The organism is Pseudomonas sp. C7.1 (assembly GCF_056312395.1).
On sequence record NZ_JBWDTL010000003.1, the window covers coordinates 1,899,457 to 1,918,204 of the forward strand.

General features: G+C 49.6%; 15 protein-coding genes and 4 pseudogenes. 10 read left to right on the forward strand and 9 right to left on the reverse strand.

The features are described from left to right. Positions 1-495 precede the first annotated feature (495 nt). Both AC0T4W_RS12245 and AC0T4W_RS12250 read left to right on the forward strand, forming a co-directional pair. A complete protein-coding gene (locus tag AC0T4W_RS12245; protein WP_476319231.1) occupies positions 496-858 on the forward strand; it encodes a hypothetical protein in 363 nt (120 codons plus the stop codon). A gap of 14 nt (positions 859-872) precedes the next feature. Continuing rightward, complete coding sequence (locus AC0T4W_RS12250) at positions 873-2,279, forward strand: relaxase/mobilization nuclease domain-containing protein (protein WP_476319233.1); 1,407 nt, start codon at positions 873-875, stop codon at positions 2,277-2,279. 530 nt (positions 2,280-2,809) lie between these two features. Here AC0T4W_RS12250 and AC0T4W_RS12255 read toward each other — a convergent pair. Further along, positions 2,810-3,727, reverse strand: coding sequence for a deaminase (locus AC0T4W_RS12255; RefSeq protein ID WP_476319235.1), 918 nt, complete (start codon positions 3,725-3,727; stop codon positions 2,810-2,812). 15 nt (positions 3,728-3,742) lie between these two features. Next, on the reverse strand, positions 3,743-4,549 hold the full coding sequence (locus AC0T4W_RS12260; protein WP_476319237.1) for a phospholipase D-like domain-containing protein: 807 nt from the start codon (positions 4,547-4,549) through the stop codon (positions 3,743-3,745). A 159-nt stretch (positions 4,550-4,708) separates the two neighbouring features. Between AC0T4W_RS12260 and istA the strand changes: the two are divergent. Continuing rightward, positions 4,709-6,202: pseudogene (istA, locus tag AC0T4W_RS12265) on the forward strand (IS21 family transposase). Between the two features lie 16 nt (positions 6,203-6,218). Then, positions 6,219-6,943: pseudogene (istB, locus tag AC0T4W_RS12270) on the forward strand (IS21-like element helper ATPase IstB). 338 nt (positions 6,944-7,281) lie between these two features. Here the strand turns inward: istB and AC0T4W_RS12275 are convergent. Next, on the reverse strand, positions 7,282-7,929 hold the full coding sequence (locus AC0T4W_RS12275) for a competence protein CoiA family protein (RefSeq protein ID WP_476319238.1): 648 nt from the start codon (positions 7,927-7,929) through the stop codon (positions 7,282-7,284). An 840-nt stretch (positions 7,930-8,769) separates the two neighbouring features. Here AC0T4W_RS12275 and AC0T4W_RS12280 point away from each other — a divergent pair. After that, positions 8,770-9,462: a S1 family peptidase gene (locus tag AC0T4W_RS12280; protein ID WP_476323618.1), complete on the forward strand. Its 693-nt coding sequence runs from the start codon at positions 8,770-8,772 to the stop codon at positions 9,460-9,462. Positions 9,463-9,803: 341 nt separating this feature from the next. Here AC0T4W_RS12280 and AC0T4W_RS12285 read toward each other — a convergent pair whose 3' ends face one another. Then, positions 9,804-11,297: an ApeA N-terminal domain 1-containing protein gene (locus AC0T4W_RS12285; RefSeq protein ID WP_476319241.1), complete on the reverse strand. Its 1,494-nt coding sequence runs from the start codon at positions 11,295-11,297 to the stop codon at positions 9,804-9,806. 879 nt (positions 11,298-12,176) lie between these two features. Here AC0T4W_RS12285 and AC0T4W_RS12290 point away from each other — a divergent pair. The 3 genes from AC0T4W_RS12290 (at position 12,177) to AC0T4W_RS12300 (ending at position 13,890) form a co-directional block, all read left to right on the forward strand. Next, positions 12,177-12,641, forward strand: coding sequence for a hypothetical protein (locus AC0T4W_RS12290; RefSeq protein ID WP_476319243.1), 465 nt, complete (start codon positions 12,177-12,179; stop codon positions 12,639-12,641). Between the two features lie 333 nt (positions 12,642-12,974). After that, the gene (locus tag AC0T4W_RS12295; RefSeq protein WP_476319245.1) at positions 12,975-13,535 is read left to right on the forward strand and encodes a lipoprotein; all 561 of its coding nucleotides are present in this window, start codon (positions 12,975-12,977) and stop codon (positions 13,533-13,535) included. A 10-nt stretch (positions 13,536-13,545) separates the two neighbouring features. Next, a complete protein-coding gene (locus AC0T4W_RS12300; RefSeq protein WP_476319247.1) occupies positions 13,546-13,890 on the forward strand; it encodes a hypothetical protein in 345 nt (114 codons plus the stop codon). 322 nt (positions 13,891-14,212) lie between these two features. Here AC0T4W_RS12300 and AC0T4W_RS12305 read toward each other — a convergent pair. From AC0T4W_RS12305 to AC0T4W_RS12320, 4 genes and pseudogenes are all read right to left on the reverse strand, one after another. Beyond that, positions 14,213-14,374, reverse strand: a pseudogene (locus tag AC0T4W_RS12305) (transposase); the annotation flags it as partial. 179 nt (positions 14,375-14,553) lie between these two features. Further along, on the reverse strand, positions 14,554-15,441 hold the full coding sequence (locus AC0T4W_RS12310) for a hypothetical protein (protein WP_476319249.1): 888 nt from the start codon (positions 15,439-15,441) through the stop codon (positions 14,554-14,556). Positions 15,442-15,488: 47 nt separating this feature from the next. Next, on the reverse strand, positions 15,489-16,097 hold the full coding sequence (locus AC0T4W_RS12315) for a hypothetical protein (protein WP_476319251.1): 609 nt from the start codon (positions 16,095-16,097) through the stop codon (positions 15,489-15,491). A gap of 35 nt (positions 16,098-16,132) precedes the next feature. Then, entirely contained in the window at positions 16,133-16,771 is a 639-nt protein-coding gene (locus AC0T4W_RS12320; protein ID WP_476319252.1) for a hypothetical protein, read from the reverse strand. A gap of 205 nt (positions 16,772-16,976) precedes the next feature. Between AC0T4W_RS12320 and AC0T4W_RS12325 the strand changes: the two genes are divergently transcribed. Together AC0T4W_RS12325 and AC0T4W_RS12330 are read left to right on the forward strand one after the other, a co-directional pair. Then, entirely contained in the window at positions 16,977-17,240 is a 264-nt protein-coding gene (locus tag AC0T4W_RS12325; protein WP_476319254.1) for a helix-turn-helix domain-containing protein, read from the forward strand. 353 nt (positions 17,241-17,593) lie between these two features. Beyond that, a pseudogene (locus AC0T4W_RS12330) lies at positions 17,594-17,698 on the forward strand (IS5/IS1182 family transposase); the annotation flags it as partial. Positions 17,699-17,930: 232 nt separating this feature from the next. On the opposite strand, the gene AC0T4W_RS12335 reads toward AC0T4W_RS12330, so the two are convergent. Continuing rightward, on the reverse strand, positions 17,931-18,746 hold the full coding sequence (locus AC0T4W_RS12335; RefSeq protein ID WP_476319257.1) for a pentapeptide repeat-containing protein: 816 nt from the start codon (positions 18,744-18,746) through the stop codon (positions 17,931-17,933). Positions 18,747-18,748 lie beyond the last annotated feature (2 nt).

Consider the following 18,748-nt stretch of genomic DNA (forward strand, 5'->3'; position numbering starts at 1 on the left):
AATAACACTGGCTAGATTCAGCGTAGCGGGTTTAACTATACAGCACATGACATATATGTTCTAGATCACATAAATTTCATGAGCAGCATGTTCTAGATTACACGCCAATCACACTCACCATGTTCTAGATTACATGCTAGAAGATGATGGCATGTTCTGCGTTACACACAAACCACAAACACATGTTACTGATAACATGATTCAACACTCAGCATGTTACTTAGCACATATCTTTACCAAAAATCTTGTTCTAGGTAACACACCAACACGTGCTACTGAAAACAGTATTCAAATTTAATACCGTAAGCAATAAGTGATATTAATTAGTGATATAATCACTTTATAAGAGAAAACTCTTTGCAAGCTATGTTCAACCCCCTCCAAAAACCTCGTTCCTCGGCTTTCGGAGAGATTTGAACGGCTTGTGCTCAAACCCGGTGGGTTCTGCGCGAGTACTCAATAAGCACCAATAAAAACAATAAGAAAGGTGAAACCATGGAAAAGATAAAGAACAAGGGCGGCCGCCCAAAAAAAGACAATCCAAGAACAATAATTTCAGAAGTCTATTTAACTCCCGACGAAGCTGAAGAGCTAAGAGTTGTTGGAAAGCTTCTCGCAATTCCCTACCTGTCCCAATTCCTGCGTGCAGCAGCATTTTCCTTTATTAAGCAACAGAGCCTTGGGCTCGATGCTAAGTCGGCTTATATCGCAGCACAGCTCGGCTCTTTGTCGTCTGATATTAGTTCTCTGCATCATATTGCAAGCCAACCCGGGATGCCCGAGGCTGCGTTCATTCTTTCAGGAGCGGCTCAAGACAAAATTAGAAATTTAAACAAATACATCAACTCAAAACAATAATAAAAAGGTGATTTATGATCAGTAAAATCAATGAATTTTCCAAAGAATTTAGAAGTCGCATAATTTACGAGCTTGCCGCAAGAAAATGCGATAAAGAAAAAATAAAGCATGTCGAGTTTTTGGGCGGAAACCTGATTTCTGCCAATCCGTATTACGAATTCAGTGAGAATGGTGAGAGAAAGGTCTTTGTCGATCCCGAACCCATTATCCAAGAATTTGAACAGCACACAGCTATGTATCGGGGTGATAGCGAGAAATTGTGCGGCCACTATATCCTTTCACTCGCCGCTGGCGAAAAGTTAACTAGTCAGGCTTGGCTCGATACAGTTCACAAGTACATGCGTGACCTGGGCTATGACGAGTCAACAAAGTACGTAGCAGTGATTCATCGCGACACTGACAAAGAGCACATTCACATCGTTACATCACGAGTGCGTCTCGTAGAGCGTGATGCCAGCAGCCCGCGTTCTGCGCTGGGAGCGAATTTCCAACTCGTCCCTGACAGTAACGACAGACATAAAGGCATGGGTGCCGCTCGCGGAATTGAGCACAAATACGATCTTAATACCCCAAAAACCGATGGCTGGACAAAAGAGATTCCTCGCTACGCAGATCCTGATAAAAACCAAGCCCATATCATGCGTGGCATTTCCAAGGATATATTTAAGGCGTCTAACAGGCCTCGCACAATGTCACAGCTTGTTGATCGATTTGCAGAGCGCGGGATTCAATTAAAGTTGTCAGAGCGTGCAAGCGGCGAAATTAGAGGAATAGTGCTGCGGCTCGATAGGCAAGACGGCAGATGGATTCCAGGCAGTACGGTTATGGATAAACTGTCCTGGCCGGGACTACAAGCTAACGGAGTTAACTATTCTCCTTTCCGTGATGATGCAAAGCTAGGCAAGGGGCTCGGCATGTCTCAACCAGACCTTACTCCTTCACCAAAATTTGTTGCGTTACACCGAGTCTACGTAACCATTGAGAAACCAAAGAAAGATCTCAACAAATATGTGCGTAATCGGTCAAGTAAGTATGACTTTTTTGGCGATAAACAAAACTACAACCTAGGATTCAATGTAGGCATCAATTTCTATCAACGCAAGCTTACGAAACATGAAGTAGAAGCAGAGATCGAAAAGCGAAAGCAAGCGGAACTGATACATGAAGCCATGAAGATTGTTGAAAACATATTGAAAGCAATATTTTCTATGTTCGAAGTAAGCATTGACTATGATGCTGATGTGTATGATTTATCTGATACTGCATTAAAGGTTAATGCACCTTTAAATCACGAAATGCTAGACAATTCAGCTGACCTTGAGATCTCTGAACAATGCAAGAAACAGCTTAAAAACATTGCATCTCAGTGCTTTTACAATGAGCGCCAGTCAATGATTGAGTCAATCAGCCTCACTACTTGATGTACTTATTGCTACTCAATTACCCAAGATTACCAAAATAAGCCCCAACGCGATAACTCAAACGGTAGGGGCTTAGCACTCAACTATATTCTAGCACTTGTTTGCATCCAAAAATTAGTGGAGGAATCATAACTTTCGAGAGAATGATTCCTTCCAGGCATCCATGCCATAGTTGCTTCCAAAAAAAGAATGAAGAGAAGCGAGGCCACTGGACTTTCCCAGCAGTCAGAAATCATGGTTATTGGTTGGCCAACAACTCATCATCACTCATTCTTCTAATCATATAACAATTTTACAATCAACTCAATGAATATAGTATTAAACGGTTTAATGCTGATAGTTTATAGTCATTTCTCATTGTGGAAAACTTAATTAGCTAGAATACTATTAGTGACTGTTTCTTGTTAAGCACCCTGGGATTCTCAACATTGGCGAGCACCTTGGATTGATCAGCAGGTCGGTCCTAGGTCGCTAATTAAAGGTTGAGACCGTTCCGTAGCCATCAGGTATCAGGTATCAAGTATCAAGTATCAAGTATCAAGTGACTCGTCCCATTCTGAGCCGAGTACCCAACTCAATGCGGACATCCTCCCGCTCAGCAGTCCCCATTCAAAATCGTCCCAACCAAGATTGCCCCTGCCGAATTTCGATTCGATTCGCAACGCCGCTCTCTTGGCTGCTGCTAATACATCTTCTTGTTCTGGCTTGAGTGTTTCCTGCCCGCTAGCAAGCCTGTACAACCAATTCTGATGACGATTCCACCAAACTTTATCCCACAGATCGTTGTACTCGCTAAGAATCGACGCGTCGTTACGACGGAGAACCAATGCCCAGAACCCATCCTCATCGTCGGATGGTATCCACTCTACTTTGTCGCCGTCTTCGTTGTAGCCAATTCTGTGACCATTAGGTCCAATTTCACCCGGTTTGATCGGATCAACCATTTGCGATGCATCCCTCTGGATACCCCTTACTGGGTGCAGCGCGGCGAACTCTTGATTAAGCTCGCGAAGGCGAAGTACAAGATCAGGTTCGAAGCGGGTGATTTCCACACCAGCGTCCTGTAGTCGAAGCTCACCAAGCCCCCGGATTGTCTGGTTAGGGTCCAGCGTCCCAATGACGACACGCTTCAGCTTCCTTTCAATTACTCTGTCAGTGCACGATATTTTCGGGTGATTTCTGTGAGTACAGGGCTCGAGGGTCGAATAGAGCGTAGCGCCCTCCAAGTCCACCCCCTTTAATTTCCGCTCGAGCAGTGTGTACTCCGCATGCTCGCCAGCTTTGAGTTCGCCTCGATATGCGGAAGCTAGAATCACACCGTCACGGGCAACGACCGCACCAACCTTCGGTGATACCTTCCCATCCTCGCTCACACAGCTTGAAGCAAGTTCTATGGCAAGCTGCATAAACACCCGATTGTCCCCGGTGTTCTGAGTGTTTTCTTTCATGAGTCCTCCACCGATTCAGATCCCCTCTGTGACTGTGCGTGGGATAACCGCTTTCATCTCGTCGAGGCGGGCGTTCTGAATCGTTTCCCGGTTGTGTTTCTTGTAGTCGCTCTCATCGTCGTAAACGATCTGGACATCGGCACCTGCTTCCACAGCTTTGGCAAAGGCGTTGGCGATTGGCTGGTATTGGAATTCGTAAAAGGCGGCACGCAGGGCGAACTGGCCGTCTTCGGCGAGGCCAATGAAGCTTGTGAGCGCCTCGAACAGGCCTCGGGAGAGCCAGACCATTTCCTCGGATTCAGGGTTGTTACGGTCAGGTTCTCGATTCCCAAATCTGCGCGCATACGCTTGTGACCCGATGACGCCACGATTGAAGTAGACGTCGTGGGCAGCTTCATTGTTGCGCTTGTCCGGATGCAGCAGATACTCGATCTCCGTAGAGATTTCGACCGTTACGGAAGAGGACTCGTCGAGTTTCAATAGCTTGATCTTCCCGTAGACGGGAACGATCTTATAGCAGTAGGTGCGGTTGGTTTGGGCCGTGTAGTCAGCCCATTGAAAGCTCTGAATGGGATGGCGAGCGCTGCTCACTGGAGTGCCAGGAGGAAGGCCCTTTTCGACGTCTTTGAAGCGCTTGATACCGGTCAACCAGTACCGCTCGACAGTCTCTCCTTCCTCCAGCTCCTCTCGTTCAATGGCGAAGCCCATAAGGCCTTCTTTCTTGTGCTCGCTTTCTGGGGTGAAGTCCCAAGCCAACACCACCACGTAGGTTCCTGCAATTGCTCGCACGCGCAGGACTTCACCGCTCTCAGATTTACGCATCTGCGGATTCCGTGGCCATCCGGCCACCTATTCCATGAGCATCCGGCCACTGATTCCAAGGCCATTCGGCCACCCTCTCAGGCAGGCAGCAACGCAGGATTTCTTCACTACCATCGACCTCTTTTTCGAAGCAGAGAGGTTGTCGTGGAGCGTTTATCCATGCGTAAGATTCGAGAGGTACTACGCCTCAAGTTCGAGGTCGCCCTGTCCGCCCGGCAGGTTGCTGCCAGCGTGTAGGTCAGCCGCGCCACCATTGGCGACTATCTGGCTCGCTATAACGCTGTCGGGCTTTCCTGGCCCTTGCCAGAGGGCCTGTCGGATGCTGAGTTGGAGCGGCGGTTGTTTCCGCCACCGCCGGCGGTACCCTCCGAGCAGCGCCCGTTGCCCGACTGGGCCATGATCCACGCTGAGCTGCGCCGCCCCGGCGTCACCCTGGCGCTGCTCTGGCAGGAGTATCGGTTGGGCCAGCCACAGGGCTTCCAGTACAGCTGGTTCTGCGAGCACTACCGGGCCTGGGCCGGCAAGGTCGATGTGGTGATGCGCCAGGAGCACCGCGTCGGCGAAAAGCTGTTCGTCGACTACGCAGGGCAGACGGTGCCGGTGATCGACCGTCACAGCGGCGAGATCCGCCAGGCGCAGGTATTCGTCGCGGTACTCGGTGCCTCCAGCTACACCTTCGCCGAGGCCACCTGGTCGCAGCAGTTGTCGGACTGGCTGGGCTCCCATGCCCGCTGCTTCGCCTTCCTCGGCGGGGTGCCGGAGATCGTGGTGCCGGACAACCTGCGCAGTGCGGTGAGCAAGGCCCATCGCTACGAACCGGACATCAACCCCAGCTACCGCGGCGGTGGTGCCGACGCGGGCGCGTAAGCCCCGCGACAAGGCCTAGGTCGGCGTGCAGGTGGTCGAGCGCTGGATCCTCGCCGCCTTACGCCATCGCCAGTTCTTCTCCCTGGACGAACTCAACACGGCCATCGCCGTGCTGCTGGAGCGGCTCAACCAACGGCCGTTCAAGAAGCTGCCGGGCTCCCGGCAGTCGGCCTTCGCCAGCCTGGATCGCCCGGTTCTGCGCCCGTTGCCGGAGCAGCCCTACGTCTATGCCGAGTGGAAGAAGACGCGGGTGCACATCGACTACCACGTCGAGGTCGACGGGGGCATTACTACTCGGTGCCCTACCAGCTGGTGAAGAAGCAGCTGGAGGTGCGCCTGACGGCCCGCACCGTGGAGTGCTTCCACGCCAACCAGCGGGTGGCCAGCCACGTACGCTCCCTGCACAAAGGCCGGCACAGCACGCAGACCGAGCACATGCCCAAGAGCCATCGCGAGCATGCCGAGTGGACGCCGCAGCGGCTGATCCGCTGGGCCGAGCAGACCGGCCCGAACACCGCCGGCGTAATCAGCCACATCCTCGAACGGCGCGTACATCCGCAGCATGGCTACCGCGCTTGCCTGGGCATCCTGCGCCTGGGCAAGCACCACGGCGAAGAACGGCTGGAAGCCGCCTGCCAGCGCGCCCTAAGCCTCGGTGCCTGTAGCTACAAAAGCCTCGAATCGATCCTGCGCCAAGGCCTGGAAAACCTGCCGCTGGCTCAACAGAACCTGCCCCTACTACCGGACGACCACGCCAACCTGCGCGGCCCCGGCTACTACCACTGAACAAAGGAATCCCACCATGCTGCCTCACCCGCCCCTGGACAAGCTGCAAACCCTGCGCCTGCACGGCATGCTCAAAGCCCTCGCCGAGCAACTGAAAACACCCGACATCGACAGCCTGAGCTTCGAGGAACGCCTCGGCTTGCTGGTCGACCGCGAACTGACCGAGCGCGACGACAAGCGCCTGAGCAGCCGCCTGCGCCAGGCCCGGCTCAAGCACAACGCCTGCCTCGAAGGCATCGACTACCGCGCCCCGCGCGGGCTGGACAAGGCACTGATCCTGCAACTTCGCAGCGGACAATGGCTGCGCGACGGCCTCAACCTGATCATCGGCGGCCCCACCGGCGTCGGCAAAACCTGGCTGGCCTGCGCCCTAGCCCACCAGGCCTGCCGGGACGGCTGCTGGAAGAACTGGGCCTGGCCCATGGCGACGGCCGCTTCGCCAAGCGGATGAGCAGCTACGCCAAGACCGACCTGCTGATCCTCGACGACTGGGGCCTGGCGCCGTTCACCGCCGAACAGCGCCGCGACATGCTGGAGCTGCTGGACGACCGCTATGGCCAACGCGCGACCATCGTGACCAGCCAGATGCCAGTGGACAACTGGCACGAACTGATCGGCGATCCGACCCTGGCCGACGCTATCCTCGACCGCCTGGTGCACAACGCATACCGGATCAACCTGAAGGGCGAATCGATGCGCAGGCGGGCGAAGAAATTGACGGCACCGGGCACCTCAGACTAACAATGCCACCCCTGCGTCGCTGCGCTCCGACTGCCCGGCCGGATGACCGTGGAACGGGTGGCCGGATGTGCGTGGAAACCCCGGCCGGATAAACGTGGACTGGGTGGCCGGATGGCGTGGAATCCGCATACGCATCGCCGTATCCTCCTTGGGTGACCGCTGACGCCTTCCTAGCGGGGAAATGAACGGTTAAAGAGTAGATGCGTTCGCCGTAATTGCTGATCTTGCAGTGTGAAATTTCAGAGACGATCCAGACGGCCCTGAGCTAGACGGGGTAAGTCGCAAATCGCGAGTGGTGATCTGCGCTCGTAACAGGGGAATCCTATTCCGTGAAGTCGTCAGGCGTTGGGCGGGCAGCGCCTGACAACTGATTTCTGTCGAGGGACGGGATGCACGGTAATAGCGCCGTGGCATTCGGCTGAATAGGTCAGATTGTAGACCCCGCTTTTCAGTCCGAAGTGAGGATGTTTGTCCTGCTCGATGTCCATCCATAGAGAGGCCGTGCGAGCGTGCCCACGAAAGGCGTGGGAGAAGAAGAAAATCCAGCCGTTGTCTGCGCGCCTGGGGTGCTTCAAGCGATAGTTCTCAAGCTGGAATCGCTCAAAGGCTTTGGCATTGAAGATCACCGTCGGCTTGAGATCGCGCTGGGCTGCCGTATCGATGAATGCATTGAGCGTTATCAGATCCAGCTTGTGAGCGAGCATCAGGGCGAGGCGCTTCTGTGGATGGACGCCGTCGAAATCGACCCCATCGACGTGTGTCTCCATTTCCCATTCGCCGGAGGCATGGTAATGACGGATCCAGCCGTACTGCCAGAAGGTCGATGTCTTCCGATAGCTGCATGCCTGGCCGGGTTTATGGCTCCAGTGCCACTCGTAGATATCGCCCAGCTTCGCGGTTAGCTGCTCATTGCAGCTGGGGCAATGGCCGCTCTCATCCCGAGTCGCAGGAATACGCCTGCCGTCATTGGTGCGTGCAAGATACATCGGATCGATCTGTCCTTGAGCCGAGTCACCCCCTCCAATCTACCACCGGTAAGCCAGCAGTCATCCCAGTTCTTCCACCGCTGATTCCGAACCGAATAATATTTTGAAGCTGCCTGGTGACACGCTAAAAGGTGTGCATTGCGCCAATCTCAGATCCCAATCTGAGGCCTGACGAAATTTTTGCAGGTGGTACTGGCACGCGAAAAGTGGCCATTAAATGGGGGTCCCTTAAATCAAGCGGGACACCCCAAATGAACAAGCAGTTGATCAGTATCCTCCACCTGGTAGCAGTTGGCGTACTAGCGATTTCCAAGATCCTCGCCTGTGTGGGAGATGAGCGCCCTCCAGTGGCTCCCACTACCAACTACTACTTCATCGTCATTCTTGGACAACCTCACGCCACTGCGCAGCGGATAGGCGAGGAGCGACTGCCAGCTCAGTCATGGACGCTGTAATTCACGACTGCTGAGCAGGATCAAGCCGGCAAGATTCCGCCGGATTAGCGCTTTGGCGTGGGCCGGTGAACAATCCCTCAATACAACTGAGGTAAATGCCAGCTTGTGGCCGATATACGCCGGTCGTTCAGCATGAGGTGGATGGCCAAGCTTTTACCACGGCACCTGACCTGATGGAGGTTGCTTGATATGCTCACAAAAATTTCCATCCTTACTGCGTTACGAAGACCGCCCGGCGACCCAATAGGGGATTTTATAGATGCGAGACCACCCGCATGTTCCACGGAAAGACTTGAGAGGTGCATCAGCAGAGGGTGACTTTTGGGCTACGGATCAAGATGGCGTCCGAGTCGATCCATCAACATCGATATTCCCAATCCTCAAAATGTCGAAGACGGGAATATATAGCTTAGTAGGTACCGGTTTTTTTGTGGGACCCGAAGGGATTTTCGCGACTGCAAGTCATGTTATGGATGAGTTCGTCGCAGACGACGGTTCCGCTGATGGAATGCCGCTGATCATCCAAGTCATTGCAGGTGACTCCTACGTTAAGCGTCCAATCTTGAGCGCGCACAAGCATCCAAAAGCAGATATCTGTATTGGGCGCGTTGCGCCAATGAATAGCCAGACTCGCGGTAAGCTCAAAAACCCAGTTGCAACACTGTCAGCGAAGATTCCAGAAGTGGGTGAAGTCGTAGTGACGTATGCCTACCCCCGCTCCGTGTTCCAGCCTGGAGAGGTAAGTCAGGCCGGCTATCTTTGGGGGGAATTCTTCAAAGGTGAGGTGCAGGAGCATTTTCTACAAGGTCGAGACAGAGTGATGCTTCCAGGCCCTTGCTTGCAAACCTCGATCTTCGTACATGGAGGCGCGAGCGGCGGCCCTGTTTTTAATTCACGCGGACTAGTGGTCGGCGTGAATAGCACTGGCTATGAAGATGAGGGATTATCTTTCATCACACCGCTTTATCTTCTCAATGATCTGAAAGTCGATGGAGTCCTCACTTCTATTGATGCCAAAGAAACTTTTACAACAGTAGCTGAACTGGTCGACATTGGAATGATGTCTTTTGATGGATAGATCGTCTAAACGCTATTTGTAAGTTGGCGTTTGCAGGTCGCGTTGTCCTGAAATCGGTTTTTCATTCCTCTGGCTTTTCGTGATGACGGGGTATTGGTCAGAATGACCACAATGAGTCGTCGGAGCCGTTCGCGAGTGACCGCTATCGACCCAAAGCTGCCGTTGCCAAAGGAGAAACTTGAATAATTCGGATATCGGAGCAGCCTCTATAGAGCTTCATAGAGCCTTCGAAATTCCCTGAAGGAAATGCCCCGCACTGGCGGGGCATTTCACTTAGATCAGAAATAGAATAATCAGCACCTAATTCGCCTCAATACAGTTACTGCTAGAGTGATTGGATTTTATTTCCTCTTCAATTGCTCGGCTTCTTGTTGGGCCGCATAAAACTTAGGAATTTCCAACTCGTAGGTGCTGAAGTATGAGGCCAGATGGTGGGAGTATCCTGGGCGACGATTTCCCCAGCGCATCGCGTCCCAACCGCACTCAATTAAATCGGAAGCTACAAATATAAACTCAAGAGTATCAATTAAAAATGGCATCAAGGCGTCAAAATATTTGTAGCCGAATGAATCAGTACCATGCACGAAATAGTTTCTTGCTAAGATCGCAACAGTCACAACAGAATCTAAATCTTCAAAGTGATTGCCAAAGCCTTCATGTATTATTTTTGTCCTGCCGAGAACTTTGTTTCTAAGCGTTTTCCCTCCCCAAAACTGTAAGGTGCCTAAAGCTTGGGCTTGTTCCGGACCTGGCTCTAGCGCGCGGATAATCTTGTTGCACTGTTTTTTAGCTTCGGCCACTGCATCTGACAACTTGCCAAGATTTTTACCGTAAGTTGAGGAGGGCAATATGTCGAAAGCATTGGCGGCTGCAACTAATCTGTTTTCATCGTATTCTCGACCGTTTTTCTGCCAGTTAAGAATTCTTAATCTGGCTAACAGCCACTCATCATGTCTGCGCAACCAATTTCCGAATATCCGGAAAAACTGCTCACTGTCCATGTCAGGTGTAATTGGCATGTCTCTATGAGTGCAGGCTTCTGCCTTGCCGAGGCGAGGAGCTAAACTCCAATATACAGAAGTTTCTCCCTCGGGAATTACCCCTGCATCCGAATCGGCCTCGGATGAGGTCAGCTTAATGTTAACTACGCCTTGGGGTCGACCCGCGATAACTGCCAAGAAATGCAATATTGAACTGAGATCATCGATGACCTCATCAAAGGTTTTGGCGTGTTCGAAATCTAGCTTTGCAATAGTTTTGCTAGGGCATGATATGCCGGAATGATCGCTAACTTTTGAGTTGAATTCGATATTGGTCGAGAACATACCAATTCCAATATCTACTGCGGGATTATTTTGGTCTCCTGAGAAGTAAAACACCGCAGGTGATCGACCAATCGTTACTTTCCTAATTGGAGAAGCGCTCTCCAACATTTCTGTGAGCTTTTCGGGGTTAGGTTGGGCTACACCAAACGTCCCATTTTTTGAAAATATGAGCGCCAAATCATCCGCTTGAAATGAAATAGACATGAATGCTCTATCGTCTTCGGCGAAGTGCTTTTGCCCTAACAGTGCATAATGGGGGAAGGTGTTACGTTTAAATACAAATTTTGGATATGTTCCCTCTGGGTTGGGAGAGTTACCTACGCATTGAAATAAGCTGATCTTCTCATGTTCCAGCGACTCTCCAAAAAGCGAGTGCGGCTCTGGATTGTAAGGAATGTCACGCCGACTATTCAATCGCAGATTTGTTTCGCCGCCATTTAGACTCAACTCCCCTAGAAACTGGTCACCATCGATTGTAAAGCAGCAAAACAAATTATTTGAATGCGACATTGAAAAAGCTCTCCACGAATGAGCGGAAAAGAGGGCGGATTTATTTATAGGGTAGACCGGCCGCTCCTGGCCGGTTGTTGCCTTTTGCACCACTGCCACTACTGGTCTGACCATGCCTGGTAACGGGCTAGAGCGGGTCACCCACCAACATAGCGGCGCTGGCATCGAACTCGCAGTCATCGCCCTTCGGCAGCAGCTCCAGGGAGGCGGAGCCTGCCGGCAGCGCCACCACTTCGTAGTTGTACACCTAGGCTTCCAGGTCTTCCCCTTCGTCATGATGGAGGATCGTGGCATATGCCTCCAAGCAGCTGCCAGTGCTGCGGTTGCATCTGATCTCAACTGCATTCATTCCTGGCGGTTCGTAACCGGCCACCGTGCTCCCAATGGTCTGAAAAAGCCCTCCTTCGAAAAAAACAGCCCAGTATCCATGCGACTTACAGAGCTTCCATATCACAAAATTCGGGCTTTTTCAGAGGTTCCTTAAGCTTTCCAGTCCGTTCCAAACCCGCTTAATACGGGCCTTCCGCTCCCCTCACCTGCTCATTTGGGCTCGATTCGTCGCAGTGTTTTCGAAACAGCTAAACACATCCAGCCTGCAACTCGCCGGTATTTAGCTATGGTTACCCGCACAGTCATGCATGTAACCCGCAAACAAAGGATCATTGTATGTATAAACATCCAGTACCAATGCCGGCAGCAAAAGCGGAGTTTCGTATAACACCCGAAGTCTCTGACGGTTCGCCATAAGGTGTTGATTCGGGCAGATTTCAGATACAAGACCATAGCAGACATACGGGATTAGACTGAGTTCTTATGTAATAGATTGATGCAGAACCCCATCTAATTACTGTTAAGTTTAATGATTTTTTAGGAGTCAGCATGAGGACTATAAAGCTTTTGTGTTTGGCAACGATAATAGGGTTATTCACCGGATGTTCTTCTTTGAATACAGATGTGTCAGCTGATTCTAGTTCTCTATTGGCTTATGCATATAGTAACTCTCTAAATACCAGCCTGATAGAAATTATCCAAATGGAACCCCTTAATTTGAGAGTACGCCTCAATGAAGGCAGTCGAATAGAAACAGCACCTAAAATGTATGAGGGTGAAGAGCATGGGGCTCTATGGTGGAAACATAAGTGGCAAGAGCAAACGAGGTTTACGATACTTATTAGGCCAAATGGTACTGCTGGACAATCTGTACTTGAGGTCTATGCAACAACATTCCACCGTAAAAACTCGAACTTTCAGTGGGAGGTTTTCTACACACCAAAGAATGAGGCAAGGGCAACTGAAATTATGAATATGATACTTAGTGTTTTGGGAGAAAAAAATGTCGGTTAGTAAAGTTCAGGCAATCATTAGCATAATGGTGGTTACGGTTTTTTTATTGGTCACAGTAGTTATCGCCTTGGCACCTATACTTGGCGGATATCCTGCGTCAGAGTCCACGCCACATTTGCAAGCTTGGGGGGCGCTATATTCAGGAATTGTAGGCCTTATAATTGGGTATTATTTCCCTAAGCCTAGCGACAATAAAACTTAACAACCGCAGGCTCATCGACAGATTTTCCATCGTGGCTGCGCCTACATTTCAAAGCCGCACATGCTGCGGGCGCTAGACGTTATCGATGACAAACTAAGCGATATAAGTTTTTACTTACAAGTGAGGAAATCATGAAGAAACTAACCATTGCTATAGTAACTACTCTCGTCCTTAGCGGCTGCTCTGGGATCAAGCTCATAAGCGATTACGACGAAGTAATTGACAAGGGAATTACTGAGTTTGCTGAGCAGTTCAACACTCATGTAAAGAATATGGGTGATCTAGCCGGAACCCCCAATGGAACTTACGACGCTAACCTGAAAACCTACAACGCCTTGGAGTCAAAGCTTGAGGTAATGATTTCAAGAGCATCTTCGGCATCAGAAGGGAAAGGCTGCAAGTTGGAAAAAAAGGTATTTGATCGAGTTAAATCTTTACTTAAGGCCGACTTACCTGCCGAAATGCAGTCAAGTGACACCGCTCAGGCAGGAAATTCAGATGGTTGCAATGAGAAGCTCTTGGTTCTTGTTAAAAACCAACTTTTAGCGGTTAGAGAAATACACCGAAAAACTGATAAGTGCGGTGAAAAGAAGTTAACCTGCCTAAGACCCGCAACAGCAAAGACCACGCTTAGTATTGCAAATCAATCAATCAACGCTGTATCCATAGTTGAAACCGCTAAAAAACAATGAGGAGAACATCATGAGCATTACCGCAGACGAAATTTTTATCAAGATTACTGATGCAGCCGAGGGTGCGTTCACGAGTGGTTGGCAAGCGGTAAAAACATACGCACCCGCCGAATTCAAAAAAATGTCTGTCCAATTGATGGAAATTATTGCGAACGTAGCCTTATACAAAGCTGACAGCACACAAGGCTATTCCCCTCAAACCGGAAAAATTCTTTTTAAGATGCAACGAACTGCTTGCGAGTCTGTTCTAGTTGCAGTTACGCAACTCACGCTTGATGCAGTACAGAAAGCAATCAATGCAATTATGAAAGTCCTGAGAGATACTTTTTCAGGGATTATTGCGGCAGTTGTTTAGCGCCAAACTTCTAAGCCTGCGCTCAAAATGGACGCTGCGCAATGAAGACACGCAAAGCCGGTTAGCTCTACGTTATCCCATTGGACTAAAACTGCTCGACGCTGAGCAATAGCGCTGCTTCATACGATCAGTATGGTCTTTGCGATCATTGTCGTAGCGGGCTCGCCATGTTCTGCATTCTTCGTGGTAGTGCTGTTTGGCGGCTTTGCGGTATTCGCGGTATTCGCGGCAGGTCGATTGAGCCTTTGCGATGGTTGGCGCATACGCTGCTGCTGTCGATGTAGTTATTAACGGCCACCCACTCTGCTAGGGATGGTCTTAAGTAGGCCGGACGACCACCATCACCCTTCGGGTAATGTGGCTCGATCAGGGCAATCATGCCCTTCCATGGCACCACCCGATCCATCTCGAACAGGAACAGTTCCTTGCGAGTCTGCTTGCGCTTACCGGCGTACTCGGCATCGGCGAAGGTCATTTGCTTCATCGGAAAACTCAGCGGGTGGAATCCGGGCATTTTGCCAAAATCAGGAAGTCTTCTTCAGGATTCCCCTAAGCCTCGGTAGACTCAGCGCAGGCCCCGTCCTGATACTCGACTAACTTCCTCTGCGCTGTATTAATTAAGTATTATTACAGTTACGAAGTTAGCTTCGCCCCCGGACCACATTAAAAATCCATTGTCGCAAAGACTTGCCTTGGATTTTCGTCATATATTGAACTAGCGACCTCTACTTTCTGAGCTTTGATCACCACATATCGAGGCAGATAACTGTTACTTATGTCCTCTGCGACAGAATGTATATATCCATAAATCCTGAATGATACGTTGTTTTGCTTTTGATATTCATTAACTTTCTTGGCAGTATCTTCGTCAGGCATATGAATAAAGTTGATTTTTGACGTATTCAAAAAAGACAACTTGTATTTTATTGCATCATCATAGCTTAATGATGACCGATTATATGGGACAGGATTATCCTGGTCATTCTCCTCATCCAGCCCACTACTTACCAAATAACCCTGCCTATCAAAATCGTATTTACCCAGAGATATCGCACTTTGCACATCAACTGATAAATATCTCACCCCTGTTACTTTGGCTATATTGTTCTTCAGGATCGGTTCAATTTCTTTGGCGATTTCCCTTTTCTCAAATTGATCACCAGATGCGTATTTAGCATGAAGCCTTGTTAATTGTTCATCGCCCAAACCATTGGTTGTTATACCGGATATCTTATCAAGCTCTTTTAACACATCCACCTCACCGGAAGTATTCGCATTATACAAATACAGCAGGTCCATTCCACGACTAACTACGTAATATTCGTCCCCCTGTGGAGGTGAATCAGGAGACTCTAGAACGGTGACTCCTTGCTCAGCCAGAGTTGGCTCAGCTGGGACCTGCTCCATGGCCTCGGGCTTAATCTCCGCTACAGTCTTATTGTCTTCAAGAGCTTTGGAACTCTCATCAGAACACCCTGACATGAATGCAACGATTGATATATTAATAACCGTTACAACGCACTTCCCAAATACGCCAAGCTGCCTACTCATGCGAGAGTACCTACCGTTCAGTTAATGAATATTTTAATAGAACTGGATTATTTGCAAAGCCCCGAACTCATTTCTTCGAATCCATCAACTTTGTAAATATATCCGACTGGTGAATTTTGACCAATTACTCCCTTGGTGTTCACAACCAAATCACGCGCCCCTTGGAGGGCTGTAGCAAGGCGACTGCCTTGGGGGGCTTGCAGTTCAGCGTGTTTCCAATTCAACGGCCACGTTTCGGTAAACTTAGGTTTATTGTCAACTTTAAAAGTTAGGTCGAAAGCCTTAATACCACCATTTGTTAAGCCCAACATATACGGCATTGCCTGGATAGTCATAGACCGCTCTCCAGCAAAGCACTCTGTCGTTAGCTTAAACTTCCACTTTTGTGTTTTGCCGAGCGTACTTACAGTCATAGTAGTTCCGGAAGCGTAATAGCCTTTCTTTCCACTGCTTGATTGAGCTGGCTCCGGCTTGATTCTGAGCCAACTCCCGAAGATACTCGCGTCCATTTTTTCTGCGTTCACTCGACAGCTAGGCGCACCACTTCCAGTCAAAATATCGCAAAAATCTGCAAATGCTAACGTTGGCATTAGCGCTATTGAAAAAGCAGCAAGCCTTAAATAATTTATTGTGGATACAACCAATACTGCACTCATTTACTGCCCCTCAAAAAATAACATATTGATGATTATTATCGCCAAGCTTCATTCAGCTCAGTGACGGCCTGTGCGTAGTATTTTTTCTCCGCACTTACCTTAATCACCTGCGCAATTACCGTAACCACTACCACAAACATCGCCATGCCAATATAGATACTATAAATTGACTCTAGATTGACGCTAGGTAGTTGAGCCGGAATCCATGCATACAAGCTCATAACTAGCAAAAACAAACCGTACCACCGGTTCCCCCGGAACTTTTTATAGCGTCCTAGCACGTAATTCCCTGTCATGAGTGAGTACGCCCCCCAAACCGCACCCAATATATATCCAAAAAGTGGAATACTAAATATGAGCGCAATTAACAGAGCCACCAAAATAGCCACTGGGGTGTTGCGTAACATTTTTAAACCAACCGGATCCTCAACAGGGATCTCTTTAGACTGCTTAAACGCGATAATCTGACCATTTAAAAACGAAATACCTATTTTCCTTCCAGGGACTAACGGCATAGAGAAATTAGTCAATACAACTCTACTTACATTTTGAGTTTCTAAATTCTTAATCCATCCCTGCTTTTCGTGAGACGTCTGGATACTTTCATAATCCCCGTACACTGAGCTAGCCTGCTCTGAAGTAAGAACTTCGTAGATTCCCGTCCGCAAAACCATTCACACACCAATTTCAAGTTAGTCGCCAATTCGGTAAGCACGAGAAGCGTCCTCGCCTCTTAGCCGTAGAGTAGAGCCCCCCGATGAGTCGGGTGGCGGTCTGCCATCAAGCATCGCACAAACCCAAATTGGGATAAACCCCTTTTGGGATAATCCTCAATTAGGTTTACTAACGTCGTCGTCTAATCAGATTGGCGACGCACCTTTGACGTCTACTTACTCCGACTCGTACCAGTTTCTGCTTGAGCTGCTCATAGATGCACGCAAGGAAGCCCAGCTCACTCAGACCCAGCTCGCTGCCTGCTTGAGAAAGCCGCAGTCTTTCGTCTCAAAGTACGAGCGTGGGGAGCGCAGACTTGATGTCATCGAGCTGCTTGATGTCTGCCAGCGACTGGGGGCAGACCCTCATCAACTGATTCGAAAGCTAGTGAGCCATTTGTTGATTACAAGCGAGCAAGGACTGTCGTGACATAGTCAAATATGGGGGCAGAACGGCAATGTCATTGTCATAAGCCGCTGGTCCAGCTCAAGAAAAGCACCCAGGGTGAGGGCTTGCCTGGTGCAGCCGGCTTTCATGCCGCTTCATCGGGCAACAAGCGTTGCTGATGCGGGCTTGGTGGTCGCGGTTCATCTTCCCGGTCAGGTTCCGAGGTTGCCGGGCCAGTGCGTGCCGGCCGCTTCTAACAATTTTTTGAGTAGTAGCGCGAGTGTGGTGTCGTACCCAGAGCGTTTGTTTGTATTGCGCGTCTGGGTACGTATTCTCACAATAGACCTCCCCCTCTACTCGCCTCAGCCACGGCCAGCGTTCCTGGTAACGTGCTCCGTGGTCTGACAAAGAACATGGCGCAACTTGTGACACTGTTCGCTCTGTCGAACCTATGGATGGCGCGCAGACATTTACTGACGAATGAGGGAGAGGTACGCCTGTATGCGGGAAATGGCCGCCGCGAGGTGCTCGCGGCGGCTAAAAACACAGGAGTAAGCTGGTGATCTGAACGCTTTGGATCGATTTGCCGCTTCCAAAATCGGCGGAGGCTTAAGTCAGCAAAAAATACATGACTTCTTCAGAGCTTCCCTAACTAACCCATCACCTTCTGCATCTCACACTTCACCTGATACTAGAAACTGACCTAGCTCAGCTAAGCCAGTTGCTCGTGCGCTAATACGCTTTATACTTAGCGGCCGGCTCAACACACCAGTCTTCGTCATCGACATTCCCAGTTATAAACTGACCTTCTGTTCCAGTAAAATTGCATTCGTAGATATTGGAATTCCTGAAATCAGCACCGTCCAACTGGGCACGCACGAAGCTCGTCCCTCGAAGATATGCCCCCCGAAAATCCACACCGCGCAGATCTGCTCCACTAAAATCAGCTCTGTAGCAATGAGCACCTGGTCGGACTAACGGATCACTAGTAACACAGTAAAACTTTGCGTCCCTGAAGTTAACGTTTTGCAAGCTCTCTACGTCTTGCAGCCACGACATTTCGATCAAGCTTCCAGGTGCCTGAATCCCACTAAAATCAGGCAGCTTCTTTTTCCGCAAAACAGAGGATACTCTCGAAAATAACAAAGAGCTGAAATGGAAACCAGAAAAATCCACGCTTCTTGCGAAGGAAGTTTTAGCAAGAGGCACTCCCTCACGCAAAGTCTCTACGATAGCGTCAAATTGAAGAGAAAATCGGGCACGATGATATTTACCTTCATAGGGCATCTTCCAATATCCTTTCGCGAACGAGTGATCAATATATTTTGAAATTAATTTTTCATTGAATATGATGCGTCTGTGATCATATCCATATTCTTTGGCAATAACCTTTAGGCAGGTCGTGTAAATCCCATTCTCGAAATCACTAACACCACTTAGCCTTAGACGACTCAACGCGAGATGTTTTTTTTCGATTACTTCTTTCTGAAGCGATTTTGCATCAGCCTTGAAGCAGGCCAAAGAGGGGGTGATATCAGAAGTTTTCATAG

Coding starts and splice junctions, on each gene's coding strand:
- AC0T4W_RS12300 (WP_476319247.1), top strand. CDS start 13,546: ATGAGCATTACCGCAGACGAAATTTTTATCAAGATTACTGATGCAGCC.
- AC0T4W_RS12285 (WP_476319241.1), bottom strand. CDS start 11,297: ATGTCGCATTCAAATAATTTGTTTTGCTGCTTTACAATCGATGGTGAC.
- AC0T4W_RS12320 (WP_476319252.1), bottom strand. CDS start 16,771: ATGGTTTTGCGGACGGGAATCTACGAAGTTCTTACTTCAGAGCAGGCT.
- AC0T4W_RS12295 (WP_476319245.1), top strand. CDS start 12,975: ATGAAGAAACTAACCATTGCTATAGTAACTACTCTCGTCCTTAGCGGC.
- AC0T4W_RS12290 (WP_476319243.1), top strand. CDS start 12,177: ATGAGGACTATAAAGCTTTTGTGTTTGGCAACGATAATAGGGTTATTC.
- AC0T4W_RS12315 (WP_476319251.1), bottom strand. CDS start 16,097: ATGAGTGCAGTATTGGTTGTATCCACAATAAATTATTTAAGGCTTGCT.
- AC0T4W_RS12260 (WP_476319237.1), bottom strand. CDS start 4,549: ATGCGTAAATCTGAGAGCGGTGAAGTCCTGCGCGTGCGAGCAATTGCA.
- AC0T4W_RS12335 (WP_476319257.1), bottom strand. CDS start 18,746: ATGAAAACTTCTGATATCACCCCCTCTTTGGCCTGCTTCAAGGCTGAT.
- AC0T4W_RS12275 (WP_476319238.1), bottom strand. CDS start 7,929: ATGTATCTTGCACGCACCAATGACGGCAGGCGTATTCCTGCGACTCGG.
- AC0T4W_RS12245 (WP_476319231.1), top strand. CDS start 496: ATGGAAAAGATAAAGAACAAGGGCGGCCGCCCAAAAAAAGACAATCCA.
- AC0T4W_RS12280 (WP_476323618.1), top strand. CDS start 8,770: ATGTCGAAGACGGGAATATATAGCTTAGTAGGTACCGGTTTTTTTGTG.
- AC0T4W_RS12250 (WP_476319233.1), top strand. CDS start 873: ATGATCAGTAAAATCAATGAATTTTCCAAAGAATTTAGAAGTCGCATA.
- AC0T4W_RS12255 (WP_476319235.1), bottom strand. CDS start 3,727: ATGAAAGAAAACACTCAGAACACCGGGGACAATCGGGTGTTTATGCAG.
- AC0T4W_RS12310 (WP_476319249.1), bottom strand. CDS start 15,441: ATGAGTAGGCAGCTTGGCGTATTTGGGAAGTGCGTTGTAACGGTTATT.